Origin of the sequence: Streptomyces halobius (assembly GCF_023277745.1) — a bacterium.
GTDB lineage: Bacteria > Actinomycetota > Actinomycetes > Streptomycetales > Streptomycetaceae > Streptomyces > Streptomyces halobius.
The window spans coordinates 2,235,670-2,249,515 of the sequence record NZ_CP086322.1; the positions used below are offsets into that span (position 1 = coordinate 2,235,670).

The window sequence follows — 13,846 nt, forward strand, 5'->3', positions numbered from 1 at the left end:
CGGGCGTGGTGCGCAGGCTGCGACACTTGCAAAATGCCCGCAAATGGGGTTGTTTCGAAGTAGGTGTGGACGTGGTTCCATCTCCCCTGGGTAGGGGGTGCTACACGTGCTGTTCACTGATCGCACGGATGCGGGGCGCCGTCTCGCCGACGCGCTCCAGCATCTCAAAGGGGAAGATCCCGTCGTGCTGGGCCTGCCCCGGGGCGGAGTCCCGGTGGCCTTCGAGGTGGCGCGGGGGCTCGGTGCCCCGCTCGATGTGATCGTGGTCCGTAAGCTCGGCGTCCCGTACCACCGTGAGCTGGGGTTCGGCGCCATCGGCGAGGGCGGGGTGCGGGTGATCAGCGACGACATCGTCCGGCGTGGCGGGGTCAGTCGGCAGGACGTCGCCACCGTCGAGCACTCCGAGGAGGCGAAACTCGCCCGGCAGGCACGGAGGTTCCGCGGCGACCGGCCGCGGCTGCCGCTCGACGGCCGAACGGCGATTCTGGTGGACGACGGCGTCGCGACCGGCGCGTCGGCGGCCGCCGCCTGCGAGGTCGTACGGGCGCAGGGCGCGGCCCGGGTCGTCCTGGCCGTGCCGGTGGCGCCGCCGGACGCCGTGAACTGGTTGCGCACCAAGGCCGACGAGGTGGTGTGCCTGTCGACGCCGGTCGGCTTCTCCGCCGTCGGCGAGTGGTACGAGGACTTCTCCCAGACCCCGGACGAGGACGTCGTCTCCCTGCTGGAACAGGCCAGGGCCGATCCGCCCCACGAGTCCGGGCCGCTCACTCAAGCCGAGGTGGAGATCGACGCGGGCGGCGTACCGCTGGCCGGGGATCTGACACTGCCGGAGAACGCCGGGGCGGTCGTGATGTTCGCGCACGGCTCGGGCAGCAGCCGGCACAGCCCACGGAACCGGCTGGTGGCGCGAGCGTTGAACCGGGCGGGTCTGGGCACCCTGCTCTTCGACCTGCTCACGCCGGTGGAGGAAGCCGACCGGGCCAACGTCTTCGACATCGAAACCCTGGCCCTGCGGCTGGCGGACGCCACCGACTGGCTGGGCGCCCGGGTGTCCATCCCGATCGGCTACTTCGGGGCGAGCACCGGAGCCGCCGCGGCGCTGCGGGCCGCCGCTGTTCCCGACTCGCGGGTGGGCGCGGTGGTCTCCCGCGGCGGGCGGCCGGATCTGGCCGGTGCGGGGCTCGGCGACGTACGGGCGCCGACGCTGCTGATCGTGGGCGGCGACGACACCCTGGTGCTCGATCTCAACCGGCAGGCGCAGGCGCAGCTGCGCTGCGAGAACGACCTGAAGGTCATTCCCGGGGCCACGCACCTCTTCGAGGAGCCCGGGGCGCTGGACGACGTCGCCGATCTCGCCCGGGACTGGTTCGACCGGCACCTGGTGCCACGGGTCGGGTAACAGCGTTACAGGCCCGTGCCATGGCCGTTCCGGCGGACGGTCGGCGCTCTCGGCTGTGCCTGGCCGGTCCTACGGCGTCTCGTCGCACGGCCACCAGTCGCACGGCGTCAGCCAGTCGTACGGCCATCAGTCGTGCCGCCCTCAGCCACTCCACCTCCCGTCACGCCGCCCTCCGTCACGCCGCCCTCAGCCACACCACCCTCCGTCACCCCGCCCTCAGTCATGCGGCGGAAGATGCCCCAGCTGGTGGTCGGCGACGCTCAGCGCCTCCTCCACCAGCCGGCGGAGATGCCCGTGCCGCAGGGTGTAGATCACCCGGCGGCCTTCCTTGCGCCCGGTGACGAGTCCGGCCAGACGGAGCCGGCCCAGATGCTGACTGACGGCGGGCCGCGCCGCGCCACAGGCGTCGGTGAGGGTGGTGACATCCGCCTCCCCCTCGGCCAGGCGCTGTACGAGGGCCAGCCGAGTGCGGTCCGCCAGCAGGGCCAGGACCTGCGCGGCGACGGTCAGCCGCGCGCCCGCGTCCCGGTCGCCCGCGTCTCGCTGCTGCGAGCCGTGCGCATCTGATAGGTGCATGCGTGCGCTCATACGCACATAATGGGGAGACGGTCGGCCGGTGTCCAGGAGGCCGGTCGCTTCACCCCGCGCGACGGAAGGCGTGAGCTGCCGTGAGTGAGATGCGCGAGCCGGCCCCGGTCCATGAGCCGCACGGACATCGCCCTCACAAGCCGGGCCGCCGGTCGCGGTTCCGGCACCGGATCGCACATCTGGTCACCCCGCACCACCACGAGGCGTCCGACAAGGTCGACCCGGCGATGAAAGCCTCGGCGGAGGGCATGCGCACACTGTGGATCTCGCTCGCCGTCCTGGGGGTCACCACGGCGCTGCAGGCCCTGGTCGTGGCGCTGTCCGGGTCGGTGGCGCTGCTGGGCGACACCCTGCACAACGGCGCCGACGCGCTGACCGCCGTGCCCCTGGGCATCGCGTTCCTCCTCGGGAGGCGGGCCGCGACCCGGCGGTTCACCTACGGTTTCGGCCGCGCCGAGGACCTGGCCGGCCTGGTCATCGTGCTCACCATCGTCGCGTCCGCCGCGCTCGCGGCCGCCACGGCGATCGAGCGGATGCTGAATCCGCGCGAGATCACGCATCTGCCCGCGGTCGCCGTCGCCGCGCTGATCGGCTTCGTCGGCAACGAATGGGTGGCCCGCTACCGCATCCGCACCGGGCGCCGGATCGGCTCCGCCGCGCTGGTCGCCGACGGGCTGCACGCCCGCACGGACGGCTTCACCTCGCTGGCCGTCCTGCTCGGCGCGGGCGGCGCGGCGCTCGGCTGGCACCTCGCGGACCCGGTCGTCGGCCTGCTGATCACCGTCGCGATCCTGATGGTGCTGGGCGGCGCGGCCAGGGAGGTGTTCCGCCGGCTGATGGACTCCGTCGACCCCGCACTGGTCGACACCGCCGAGCGCGCGCTGCGCGCGGTGTCCGGTGTGCGGGAGGTGGGTGAGCTGCGGATGCGGTGGATCGGCCACCAGCTGCGCGCCGAGGCCGCGGTCGTCATCGACGGGGGCCTGGACCTGTTCTCCGCCCATCAGGTCGCCGTCGAGGCCGAACACGCCCTGCTGCACGCCGTCCCGCGGCTGACCGGCGCGCTGATACACACCGACCCCACGCCCCGTACGGGCGCGCGGGATCCGCATGCCACGCTGGCCCACCACCGGGCCCCCGCCCACACCGCATAACGGCCCTCCGTAGGGGCGCCGGCCGGGTCAGCGCCCAGCCACCACCCAATTCGACGGCAGTTCGATCCGCGCTCCGTCCCTCCTGTCGAATTCGGTGGTCGCCAACGGCAGCTGCCCCTCACCGATCACCCGGAGCCCGCATTCCCGCATCAGTTCCGGGAGTTCGGAATCGGCCATCTCGGCGGGTGCGAGGCCGTGCGAGATGACGGCGACCAGCTTCGGCGGCGCTCCGCCGGGGTCCTGTACGAGGGACATCAGGACCTCCTTGACCGCCTGGGCCGGCTCGACGGCGAAGATCCGGCCGCGGGTGCCAAGGAGACCGGCGATGTTCGCCGCGATCCGCGCGCGGTCCTCGGGGGCGCACTGGTGCAGCACACCGCGCATATAGATATGGGCGTCGCCCAGTTCCTCGTGCAGGGCGTGCATCGTGTCCGCGTCGGCGGCGTCCAGCTGACGGTATGCGGCCACGCTCTTCTCGTCGGCGGCCCGCGCGAGCCCGATCGCCGCCGCGGAGAGGTCCACACCGAGGACAGGGGCGTAGCGGCCGGCCAGGAAGCGGGTCTGGGTGCCGTTCCCGCACCCCAGGTCGACGACCGGCAGTCCGGCGTCGAAATGCTCCTCGAAAGAGGCCAGATGGGACTGTACGGTCAGGGTGGGATCGGAGTCCCAGAAGACCTCGCCCTCGCCGGTCGGGGCATCGCCCCAGAAGCCTTCCCATGCCTGCAGATACTGGCTCGAAGCGTTCATGGCCAATTGCTATGCCCGGGGGTGACCGACCCGCAAGGGCGCCAACGGGCTTCACCCGACGTTTCACAGGGTGTTCGAGCCCGGTCGGCGCCGGGCCCCGGCGTCGGTTCCCAGGATGGGATTGCGGGTAGGCATCGGTCTGGGGCGCTGTGGACCCTTACGGGATTTCCCCTAAGGGTCCACAGCGCCCCAACCTGTCTCTACCCCGCCACGCCCCTGCGGACGCCCGGCGCGCACCCGCGGACGCCCGGCGCGCGGCAGCGACTGCTCGAACCAGACCGTCTTGCCGGTGGACGTCCGGCTCGTCCCCCATTCCCGGGCCAGCCGGCTCACCACCCGCAGCCCGCGCCCGCATTCATCGGCGGGGCCCGCGCTCAACAACTGCGGCAGCGCGTGGTCATCGTCCGAGACCTCGCACAGCAGGGCGTCGGTGTGCACCAGCCGCAGCACCACATGCTGGGTGTGCGCATGCCGTACGGCGTTGGTGACGACCTCGCTGACCATCAGCTGCGCCGTCTCGACGGACGAGTGCAACCCCCAGCGAGCGAGCTGATTCCCCGTCAACCGCCTGGCCCGGCTGACTTCCTGGGGATCGATGGCGAGGCGCCATTCGGCGACCACGTCCGGTGCGATGCCGTTGAGCCGCGCCATCAGCAGCGCCACATCGTCCTTGCGGTCGTCGGTGACGTTCAGCGCCCGGATGATCGCGTCGCAGGCGTCGTCCATGGAGGCGGCCGGGTGCGCGGCGGACTCGGCGAGCGCCGCCAGCCCTGCCCCGATGTCCCTGCCGCGCACCTCCACCAGGCCGTCCGTACACAGGACGAGCCGGTCACCGGGCTCGACCGGCACCGTCACGGCCTCGAAGGGCACCCCGCCGACACCGATCGGCGCGCCCGTCGGGAGCCGGAGGAGCTCGCTGCGGCCGTCCACGGCACGCACCAGGACGGGCGGGATGTGCCCGGCGTTGGCGATCGTGAGCCGCTGCCCGATCGGGTCGTAGACCGCGTACAGACAGGTGGCGAGGTAGTTGTCGCCCAGCCGCTGGGCCAGGTCGTCCAGGCCGCGCAGCAGTTGGGCGGGCGGCATGTCGATCGCCGCCATGGTCTGTACGGCGGTCCGCAACTGGCCCATCATCGCCGCCGAGTTCAGCCCGTGGCCCATCACATCGCCCACGACCAGGGCGGTCCTGGACCCGGGCAGCTTGATGGTGTCGAACCAGTCGCCGCCGACCCGGCCGAGGCGGGTGCCGGGCAGATAGCGGGTGGCGGTGTCACAGCCGGCCATCCGGGGAGCGATATGCGGCAGCATGCTGTCCTGGAGCGTCTCGGCGACGTTCTCCTGGAACGTGTACATCCGGGCGTTGTCGAGCACGAGCCCGGCGCGGGCGGCGAGTTCGGCGCCCGTCACCCGGTCCATGTCGTTGAATTCCGTGCGCTCCGGATGGCGCAGCAGAATCATGAAGCCGAGGACCACATTGCGCGCCTTGAGCGGGACGACCAGCAGCGACCGCCCGTTGATCAGTGGGCTGATGTCACGCTTCTCGAACTGCGCGGCGATGGCGTTGCCCATCTCCTCGCTGATCCGCGGTACCAGGACCGGCTGCCCCGTGGTCATGCACTGGAAGAACGGCGTCTGCACGGGGAACGTCATCGACTCGCCGACCGGGACGACATCGTCCCAGCGCCCCGGCTCGTCGTTGTGCTCGACCGCGACGCGGTGCCACATGGTCATCGCGTCCGGTGGCCCGTCGGGGAAGCCCTCGCCCGCGACGACCTGTTCGCGGAGATAGGTGCCGGCGACATCGGTGAACCGGGGGACGACGGCCTCGCTGACCTCCTGGATGGTGCGGGCCAGATCCAGCGAGGAGCCGATCCGGCCGCTGACCTCGTTGAGGAACTCCAGCCGCTCGCGGACCGCGGCGTATTCGAGATCCGACTCCAGCTCGGCGGCGGCCGCGGCGGCGGCCCGCGGGTCGTCCGCCACCGCGCGGGCCGCGCGCAGCAGACGGTTGCGCCGCTCGACACGGCGCGGCACACCCCAGTCGGGGGTCACGGGGAAGCGCTCCTGCCGGCTGACCTCCAGCACCGGATAGCCCAGTTCCAGTACCTGGGCGACGATCCGGGCGCTCTCCTGGGGGCTCATGCTCGGCAGGATGTGCGGCAGCCGGCGGGCGAGCTCGTCGGAGCCGGGAAGCTCGGTGTGCAGCGCGAAGGCGGGGGCGAACCGGCGCCGCTCCCCGCCGTCGTCCTCGCTCTCGGCAGGCACCTGGGCGGCGTCCGCGGCGAGTACGAGCAGCCGCTCTTCGCCGGGCCCGACGAGCGGATACGCCCACCAGAGCACATCCGCCACGGCGGCCCCTGCAGCGGCCATCCGGGCCCGGCCGGCCGTGGGATAGGACGTCGCGCCGCCCAACGACGCTTCGAGGCCGGGGCCGTGGCACTCCTCGGGGCCGTCCTGGCGCCCGTTCCATTCTTTGCCGCCGAGCGCGCCGGTCACCGGCAGCAGATCGAGGACGCAGGAGCCCACGGCCTCCTCACGGCTCGGTCCGAAGAGCCTGCGCGCACCGCTGCTCCAGTGGGAGATCCGCCCGTTCGCGCCCACGACGACCACGGCGAGCGGAATCCGTCCGGGAACGGGGCCCCGTGGCGCGGGCACCCGCGGTGCCGCACTGGCGGCGGCGTTCACGGTGTACTCGCCGTGCGACTGGCCACGCTCCATGGGCGGTTGCTCCTTCGTACACCGATCTTGCACCACCACGACCACGGTACGGCTGCCGGGCAATGCGGTGGGCCGCATTCCATGAATAGGGGGTGCGCTGGCGCGAACGCGCACCCCTCCGCCGAGACGCCCGGCTGCTCTTCGCTAGTCCTCGTGCCCGACCTGAAGGTCGCGTTCGGTGCGTCCGCCGCCCGCCACCTGCAGAACGGTGGCGACCGGCGGATATCCGGCGGCGATCACGGTGTACTCGCCGGCCGAGAGGTCCACGAAACGGAACAGGCCGTCGGGGCCGGTCGTGGCGGTGTCGACGACATTGCCCGCCACGTCCAGGAGCGTGACCCTGGCGTCCTCGACGGGGCGGCCGCCGCCGGCCCGGACGGTCCCGCGCAGGACCGCGCCGCCGGCGAGTTCGATGTCCTGCCGGGTCTCGCGCGACGCCTGGACGGACACCGGCAGGGCGGTGGGCCGGAAGGCCGGGGCGCTGGAGGCGAGGGTGTATTCGCCGGCCACCAAGTCCCCGATGACATAGGCGCCTTCGCGTCCGCTGCGGGTGGTGGCGACCACATCGCCGCGTACGTCGGTGAGGGTGACCATGGCATCGCGTACGGGTGTGCCGTCGGCGGTGGTGACGACCCCCGCGAGGCGGCCCGCGCCGCCGAGCACCACATCCAGCTCGACCGGCCGCTCGCCGACGGTGACGCTGACCGCCTGCGGCTGATGACCCCCGGCGGCCGCGATCAGCACATACGCGCCGGCGCCCGGGGTGCTCAGCGCGTACCGCCCGTCCTCGCCCGTGGCGCCGCGGCCGATCTGCCGGCCGGCGACGTCGATGAGGGTCAGCGCGGCGCGCGGGACGGTGGTGCCGTCGTGATGCTGGACGGTGCCGCACACGGGAGTGCCGGCCGGGGTCGGGGGCTGTCCGGTGGTGCCGTACGGGCGGGAGTAGGCAGCCGTGGAGCCGTGGGGGTTCGGGGACGCGGCATACGCGTCCGACGCGACGGCCGATTCCGCGGAGGCGGCGGACCGGGCCGGTGGTACGGCGGCGGGGCTCTCGGGGTCGCCGTAGGGCGTGTGCGGGGTCTGGGGGGCCTGCGGAGCGTGAGAGGCGTGGGACACCAGGGGGTTCTCTTTCAGGAAGAGGGCGAACAGGAAGCCCAGGACGAGCACCGGCACGAGGTAGAAGAAGAGCCGCGGCATGCTGAGCAGCTGCGCGGCGACGAAGGTCTCGCGCACCGCGGCGGGCAGGGCGTCCACCAGTTGCGGAGTGATCGACTCCGGGGCCGGCGGCCGTCCGGCCACGGACGGTGCGGGGGCGGACTGCCCGGCGAGACGGTTGGCGAAGAAGGCGACGAAGAGGGTCGCGCCGACGGTGCCGCCGATCTGCCGGAAGCAGCGGCGGGTGGTGGCGGCACCCGGGCCGGCACGGCGTACGGAGTTCCGCACGGCGAGCACCAGCACCGGCAGGACGAAGCCGATACCGAGGCCGAGGATGCCCGTCCAGAGGCTGTGGACCTCGCGGGAGGTGTCCTCCGCCATCCGGGACAGCAGCCACATCCCCTCGCCGGCCACCGCACAGCCGAGGATCGGGAAGACCCGGTAGTGGCCGGTGCGGCTGATGATCCGGCCGGAGACGGTCGAGGCGATCACCAGGCCGACCGTCATGGGCAGCATCAGCAGTCCGGACGCGAGGGCCGTGCTGCCGCCGGTCATCCGCGGAAAGGCCGGCAGATAGCTGGCGGCGCCGAAGAGCGCGAGGCCGACTGCCGCGCCGACCAGGCCGGTGACGTTGAAGACGGCGTCACGGAACAGCCGGAGCGGAAACAGCGGTTCGCTGACGAAGTGCTCGACGGCGAGGAACAGCAGGGCCGTGCCGAGCGTTCCCGCGGCGAGCCCGAGCACCACCCGCGAATCCCAGGCGTACTCCGTGCCGCCCCAACTCGCCAGCAGGGCAAGGAAGGTGAAGAAGGCCACCAGCAGAAGCGCGCCGACGATGTCCACCTTGGGGCGGTCGAGGGGCTTGGGCAGCCTGAGGGCGAACGCGATGAGGAGGACCGTCAGGACGCCGAACGGGATGTTGAGGTAGAAGCCCCAGCGCCAGGAGAGGCGTTCGGCGCAGAGGCCGCCGGCCAACGGCCCGGCCGCGAGGGCGAGTCCGAAGGCCGCGCCGGTCAGGCCCATACAGCGGCCGCGGGACTGCGGCGGCACGACGCCGGCGATGATCGCCTGGGCGCCGATCAGCACACCGCCGGCGCCGGTGCCCTGGACGGCGCGGAAGATGATCAGCGCATCCATGGAGTGCGCCCGGCCGGCGAGCGCCGAGCCGGCGAGGAAGACCACGACCGCGATGAGGAAGACGGCCTTGCGGCCGAAGAGATCGGCGAGCCTGCCGAAGAGCGGCAGTCCGGCGGCCGAGGCCAGCAGATAGCAGGTCACCGGCCAGGACAGGGTGTCCGGCCCGTGGAGCTCACCGGAGATGTCCGGGAGTGTGATGGCGAGAACGGTCTGATCGAGGGCGGTGAGCAGCAGCGTCGGCAGCAGGCCGACGAAGACGGTACGGACCCGGCCCTTGCCGAGGGGGATGTACGCGGCACCGTCGATCCCGGGGCCGTCCCAGGGATCCGGATCGGGTTCCGGCCCGTGCGCGGGCGACCCGGGCCGCCGGCCCTGTTTTCTCAGGGTGGTCCCGCCCACGTACTGCTCCCCTCATCACGCCTGCTGTCGGCGCCCATTTCTCGCATCGGGCGACAACAGCGATCAAGCGGGACGAATCGAGCGTGCGGGGCGGGAACTGACATCAAGTACGTTGCCCGGGGTGCCTATTGGGCGCCCATCAGGGGTTTCCGCGACGCGGTCACCCGGCGGTCCGGGCAGCGCGGCTCACCGGAAACCACCCGAACCGGTGAGCATGACGAGATCTCAAGCTGGTTACGGAGCGGCCGGCGCTCACTTCTCCATCTCGGCGGCGAGGTTGGCAAGGATCCGGTCGTAGATCCGGCCGAGCCCCTTGGGCGCGAAGGTCCGCTCGAAAAAGCCGCCGATACCGCCCGCGCCCTGCCAGGTGGTGGTGACCACGACACGGGCGCGGCCCTCGCCCGCCGGGGTGACGACCCAGGTGGTCACCATCGAGGAGTTGCGGTCCGTCTCCACCAGCTGCCCGTCGGTCGGCTCGTCGACCTCCAGCAGGCAGTCACGCACCCGCTTGCTGGTGGCCTGGAGCTTCCAGTGGACGACGGTGCCCTTGCCGTCGCCGCCCTCGCGGACCTCGTACTCGCTGAAGTGCTCGGGCAGCAGCTTCTGGCGCGTACCGCTGTAGTCGGCGAGCGCGTCGAACACGTCCTCCGGGTCCGCCGCGATCTCGCGCTGCGTGGTGGCCTCGACCTGACCCATGTGTGTCTTCCTCCAGTAGTCGGCTGCCGGTCCTGCGGTGCGCCGCCAAGCCAACCACCACTGGGCGGCCCGCCCAAAATCGGGTTGACAGACCCGAAGGGAACGTGTGTTCTATTTATCGAGGCCGGGGACTCGGCTCATCGAGGCCGGGGACTCGCCGGGGCTCGGCACGATTCCCGGCAGGACGCAGAAGGAGGCCCGATGCGCTGGGACAATCTGGGCGACGGCCCGGCCGCCTTGTTCGGCACGGACGTCGTCAGCCGGACGATCGACACCCCCGAATTCCGCGGCATCACCTTCCACGAGGTGCGCGCCCGCTCGATCGTGAACCGCGTCCCGGGCGCCTCCCGGATGCCGTTCGCATGGACGGTGAACCCGTACCGCGGCTGCAGCCACGCCTGCGTCTACTGCTTCGCCCGCAAGACGCACAGCTATCTCGACCTGGACACCGGCCTCGGCTTCGACTCGCAGATCGTGGTGAAGGTCAACGCCCCCGAGCTGCTGCGCCGCGACCTGGCCGCCCGCCGCTGGCGCGGCGACCACATCGCCATGGGCACGAACGTCGACTGTTACCAAAGGGCGGAGGGGCGCTACGCGCTCATGCCCGGCATCCTCACGGCGCTGCGCGACCACGCCAACCCGTTCTCGATCCTCACCAAAGGCACGCTGATCCTGCGCGATCTGGAGCTGCTGCGGCAGGCCGCCGACGTCACCGACATCGGCATCTCCGTCTCCGTCGGCTTCCTGGACCGGGATCTGTGGCGCACGGTCGAACCGGGCACCCCCGCCCCGGAACGCCGGCTGGACGTGGTGCGCACCCTCACCGCGCACGGCATCCCCTGCGGCGTGCTGATGGCACCGGTGATCCCCTTCCTGGGGGACAGCCCGGACCGGCTGCGTGCCACGGTCCGGGCCATCGCGGAGGCCGGCGCCGGCTCGGTCACCCCGCTCGTCCTGCATCTGCGGCCCGGCGCCCGCGAATGGTTCATGGCGTGGCTCGGCCACCACCACCCGCATCTGGTGCGCCGCTACGAGCGGATGTACGCCGACGGCTCGTACGCCCCCAAGTGGTACCAGCGCCGTATCACCCGCCAGGTCCATGAACTCGCCACGGAATACGGCATCGGGCCGGCCCGCTCCGGCGAGGCACGCAACATCACCGCACCCGAGACACCCGACACGCCTTCCGAACCAACTCAGTTGACCCTGCTCTGACCCCACCGACCGGCTACGACGGGGCCGGAACCGCCTCCAGGGCCCGCGCCAGCCGGTCGCGTGCCGCCAGCTGGGCAGCGATCCGCTCGTCGATGACGGCGAGGCGCTCGCGGGCGATACGCAGACCCTCGGGTGAGGGCGGGGCGGTGCTCATATCGCCGTCCAGGCACGGGCTGAAGCAGTGGACGTCGGCGAGCGTCAGCCCCGCGTCCAGCAGATACCTGATGTTGCGCACCCGTATGACCGCGACGGCGTCGTAGACGCGATAACCGTTCGCCGCCCGCTCCGAGGCGATCAGCCCCTCACGCTCGTAGTTGCGCAGCGCGCGCGGTGACGCCCCCGTGATCTGCGCCAGCTCCCCGATCCGCACCGGGCCCCCTTCCCTCAGAGCCCGTTTCTACCAGCGAGCACTGACAGGGCCACCGCCGACCACCAGCTACCGGCCACTGGCTGCCGACCGCCGACCGCCTCAGCCGACCACCGCTCCCCCGTCGACCGGGAGGACCACCCCCGTCACGAACGACGCGGACGGCGCGGCGAGCCGTGTGACGGCCCAGGCCACTTCCTCCGGGCAGCCGATCCGCCCCAGGGGCGTGTGGTCGATCTGCCACATCCGCAGGGCCCTCCGCCGCTCCGGCGGCCAGCCCTGGTGCAGGGCGATCGGGGTGTCGATCGCCCCGGGCGCGACGGCGACGACCCGGATGCCGCGCGGTGCGAGCTCCACCGCCCAGCTACGGGTGAGGAGTTCGAGGCCCGTCTTGGTCGCGGCATAGACCGAGTTGCCCGGCCAGGCCCGCTGTCCGACCGAGGTGCTGAGGTTCACCACCACCCCGCCGGTCCGCTCCAGATGCGGCACGGCCTCCTGGGTGAGCAGCACCGGGGCGACGAGGTTGGTCGCCAGCAGGGGAGCCATCCGCTCCTTGGTGTAGGTGCCGAGCGCACCGTCGCCCACCACCCCGGCATTGTTGACCAGCACATCCAGCCGCCCGTAGGTCCCGGCCACCTGCCGTACGAGCTCGTCCGGCGCGCCGTCCGGGGTGATGTCGCCGGCATACGGGATGATCTCCCCTCCCCCTGATTCCGTCCCGGCACCCGTTCGCGGCCTCCCGGCCCCCGCCGCCGTCTCCTCCAGCGGTTCGGCCCGCCGCCCCACCGCCACCACGCGCGCCCCTTCCGCCGCAAAGGCGCGGGCGGTGGCACGCCCGATCCCCGTCCCGGCTCCGGTGACGATCACGACCCTGCTCTGCTGCCCGGACGTTTCGGGCCCGGCGCTCATTGTGTGTTCCATGCCGGGAGTCTCGAACGTTGCCTCTGGGGTCAAGGTCAAGCGGACGACCCGACGGAGGGGCTCACCGGGCGCCGAAAATTCCCTTGACCGGCGCCCTGATGGCAGCAGGGATGGAGCGCGCACGGGCGTCCGGGTTCCGCTCTCTCCGTCTATGGGTGGTGCGGGGCAACGCCCGCGCCCAGCGGTTCTACGAGCGGGCCGGATTGGCGCCGGACGGGTCGGAGGAGGCGTACGAGGTGGGTGGCATCAGCGCCCCCGAGCTGCGCTATTGGTGTCCGCTGCCCCCTGGATCCGGCCCGTTCGCGCCACCCGAAGCATGACCGCTGCCGTCCCGCCCTCACCCCTGCCTCCGTCACCCACCCTTACCCTCTTCACTCACCCTTGTTCGCTTTGCTCCCCTTGTCCCCCACGTCCTCGTGCACCCCCAGCCGCGCCAGCGAAGCCGCCGCCGCGGCCGCCAGGCGGGGATGGGCGACGGCGGCGGTGAGGGTGGGGACGGCGCGGCGGTCGCCCAGCGCTCCCAGGCCCTCCACACAGGCGAGGGCCACCCGCCAGTACGGGTTGTGCGGGGTGAGCAATCGTTCCAGCGTGGCGATCAGGGCCGGCACGGACTGCGGGGCGCGGAGTTCGGCGAGCAGGCGTACGGGGTGCAGGGCGTAGGCGGTACGCAGGGGATTGGTGGCGAGTGCGGCGGCGGCGCGGGCGGTGCGCGGGTCGCCGAGCCGGGCCAGGGCGCGCGCGGCGGTGGCGCAGCGCACCGGGTCCCGGTAGTTCAACAGCAGCACGAGCGTCTCGAAGGCCCGCTTGTCGCCGGCGCAGCCCAGGACGAAGGCGGCGATCTCCCTGGCCCACAGGGGCCGTTCGACGGCGACCAGTATGCGGGCCAGCTCCTCCCGTCCGGCCGGGGTGTTCTTGCGGGCGAGTCCCAGCAGCCGCTCGTAGGCGACCAGATCCTGCGGGGAGCGGAGTTCGGCCCGCACCCGGTCCGTCAACTCGTGGAATTCGTCTTCCATTTACCGTTCCCCTCCCGCTGAGCCTCCGCGGTTCGCGCGACGTGGCCTGCGCCACAGCCTAATGACGGCCACTACCCCTGGCGCTCTGGTTACCCACCGGTTAACCTTCTGGCACGAGCAGCACCCCTGCTCGGGCGGCCTGGTGACGCAGCCGCCCAAGAGTGAAGTCGGTTCGGCACCGCACAGCACCGTATTTTTCACGGAGCGTACGGCTCGGCCCCGGGACAGGGCCGGTCGCGTCTTCTCTACCGCCGGCGCTGCCCGCAGTGGTCGGCGGCCTCCCGCGGCTCACCCCGCTCCCTGCGGCCGCGCGCTGCCTCTCGTCGCGTCTGCGCGGACG

At 72.1% G+C, this 13,846-nt stretch carries 12 protein-coding genes; 4 read left to right on the forward strand and 8 right to left on the reverse strand.

Annotated features, from left to right (window positions below; translation table 11 throughout):
- Window positions 1–106 precede the first annotated feature (106 nt).
- Window positions 107–1,399 (forward strand): phosphoribosyltransferase family protein, encoded by a 1,293-nt coding sequence (locus K9S39_RS10610; protein WP_248863108.1) that lies wholly within the window; start codon window positions 107–109, stop codon window positions 1,397–1,399.
- A 216-nt stretch (window positions 1,400–1,615) separates the two neighbouring features.
- Here the strand turns inward: K9S39_RS10610 and K9S39_RS10615 are convergent, their stop codons facing one another.
- The gene (locus tag K9S39_RS10615) at window positions 1,616–1,987 is read right to left on the reverse strand and encodes an ArsR/SmtB family transcription factor (RefSeq protein ID WP_248863109.1); all 372 of its coding nucleotides are present in this window, start codon (window positions 1,985–1,987) and stop codon (window positions 1,616–1,618) included.
- Between the two features lie 89 nt (window positions 1,988–2,076).
- On the opposite strand from K9S39_RS10615, the gene K9S39_RS10620 reads away from it, so the two are divergent.
- Window positions 2,077–3,138, forward strand: a complete 1,062-nt coding sequence (locus K9S39_RS10620; protein WP_248868678.1) for a cation diffusion facilitator family transporter — start codon at window positions 2,077–2,079, stop codon at window positions 3,136–3,138.
- 27 nt (window positions 3,139–3,165) lie between these two features.
- Here K9S39_RS10620 and K9S39_RS10625 read toward each other — a convergent pair whose 3' ends face one another.
- The 4 genes from K9S39_RS10625 to K9S39_RS10640 form a co-directional block, all read right to left on the reverse strand.
- Entirely contained in the window at window positions 3,166–3,885 is a 720-nt protein-coding gene (locus K9S39_RS10625; protein ID WP_248863110.1) for a class I SAM-dependent methyltransferase, read from the reverse strand.
- Between the two features lie 171 nt (window positions 3,886–4,056).
- Window positions 4,057–6,603 (reverse strand): SpoIIE family protein phosphatase, encoded by a 2,547-nt coding sequence (locus K9S39_RS10630; RefSeq protein WP_248863111.1) that lies wholly within the window; start codon window positions 6,601–6,603, stop codon window positions 4,057–4,059.
- A 144-nt stretch (window positions 6,604–6,747) separates the two neighbouring features.
- Window positions 6,748–9,294, reverse strand: coding sequence for an MFS transporter (locus K9S39_RS10635; RefSeq protein WP_248863112.1), 2,547 nt, complete (start codon window positions 9,292–9,294; stop codon window positions 6,748–6,750).
- Between the two features lie 252 nt (window positions 9,295–9,546).
- Entirely contained in the window at window positions 9,547–9,990 is a 444-nt protein-coding gene (locus tag K9S39_RS10640) for an SRPBCC family protein (protein WP_248863113.1), read from the reverse strand.
- 201 nt (window positions 9,991–10,191) lie between these two features.
- On the opposite strand from K9S39_RS10640, the gene K9S39_RS10645 reads away from it, so the two are divergent.
- Window positions 10,192–11,205 carry an Rv2578c family radical SAM protein gene (locus tag K9S39_RS10645; RefSeq protein ID WP_248863114.1) on the forward strand — a complete coding sequence of 338 codons (1,014 nt, stop codon included), beginning with the start codon at window positions 10,192–10,194 and terminating at the stop codon, window positions 11,203–11,205.
- 13 nt (window positions 11,206–11,218) lie between these two features.
- Here K9S39_RS10645 and K9S39_RS10650 read toward each other — a convergent pair whose 3' ends face one another.
- Window positions 11,219–11,575: a MerR family transcriptional regulator gene (locus K9S39_RS10650; RefSeq protein ID WP_248863115.1), complete on the reverse strand. Its 357-nt coding sequence runs from the start codon at window positions 11,573–11,575 to the stop codon at window positions 11,219–11,221.
- Window positions 11,576–11,674: 99 nt separating this feature from the next.
- Window positions 11,675–12,493 carry an SDR family NAD(P)-dependent oxidoreductase gene (locus K9S39_RS10655; protein ID WP_248863116.1) on the reverse strand — a complete coding sequence of 273 codons (819 nt, stop codon included), beginning with the start codon at window positions 12,491–12,493 and terminating at the stop codon, window positions 11,675–11,677.
- A gap of 98 nt (window positions 12,494–12,591) precedes the next feature.
- Here K9S39_RS10655 and K9S39_RS10660 point away from each other — a divergent pair, with 98 nt between their 5' ends.
- Window positions 12,592–12,813, forward strand: coding sequence for a GNAT family N-acetyltransferase (locus K9S39_RS10660; protein WP_248863117.1), 222 nt, complete (start codon window positions 12,592–12,594; stop codon window positions 12,811–12,813).
- Window positions 12,814–12,864: 51 nt separating this feature from the next.
- Here the strand turns inward: K9S39_RS10660 and K9S39_RS10665 are convergent, their stop codons facing one another.
- Window positions 12,865–13,506 carry a HEAT repeat domain-containing protein gene (locus K9S39_RS10665; RefSeq protein ID WP_248863118.1) on the reverse strand — a complete coding sequence of 214 codons (642 nt, stop codon included), beginning with the start codon at window positions 13,504–13,506 and terminating at the stop codon, window positions 12,865–12,867.
- Between the last annotated feature and the right edge of the window lie 340 nt (window positions 13,507–13,846).

Bases quoted from the DNA above. Each gene is read 5' to 3' on its own strand.
- K9S39_RS10620 (WP_248868678.1), top strand. From the start codon at position 2,077: ATGCGCGAGCCGGCCCCGGTCCATGAGCCGCACGGACATCGCCCTCAC.
- K9S39_RS10655 (WP_248863116.1), bottom strand. From the start codon at position 12,493: ATGGAACACACAATGAGCGCCGGGCCCGAAACGTCCGGGCAGCAGAGC.
- K9S39_RS10645 (WP_248863114.1), top strand. From the start codon at position 10,192: ATGCGCTGGGACAATCTGGGCGACGGCCCGGCCGCCTTGTTCGGCACG.
- K9S39_RS10665 (WP_248863118.1), bottom strand. From the start codon at position 13,506: ATGGAAGACGAATTCCACGAGTTGACGGACCGGGTGCGGGCCGAACTC.
- K9S39_RS10630 (WP_248863111.1), bottom strand. From the start codon at position 6,603: ATGGAGCGTGGCCAGTCGCACGGCGAGTACACCGTGAACGCCGCCGCC.
- K9S39_RS10625 (WP_248863110.1), bottom strand. From the start codon at position 3,885: ATGAACGCTTCGAGCCAGTATCTGCAGGCATGGGAAGGCTTCTGGGGC.
- K9S39_RS10615 (WP_248863109.1), bottom strand. From the start codon at position 1,987: ATGAGCGCACGCATGCACCTATCAGATGCGCACGGCTCGCAGCAGCGA.
- K9S39_RS10660 (WP_248863117.1), top strand. From the start codon at position 12,592: ATGGCAGCAGGGATGGAGCGCGCACGGGCGTCCGGGTTCCGCTCTCTC.
- K9S39_RS10640 (WP_248863113.1), bottom strand. From the start codon at position 9,990: ATGGGTCAGGTCGAGGCCACCACGCAGCGCGAGATCGCGGCGGACCCG.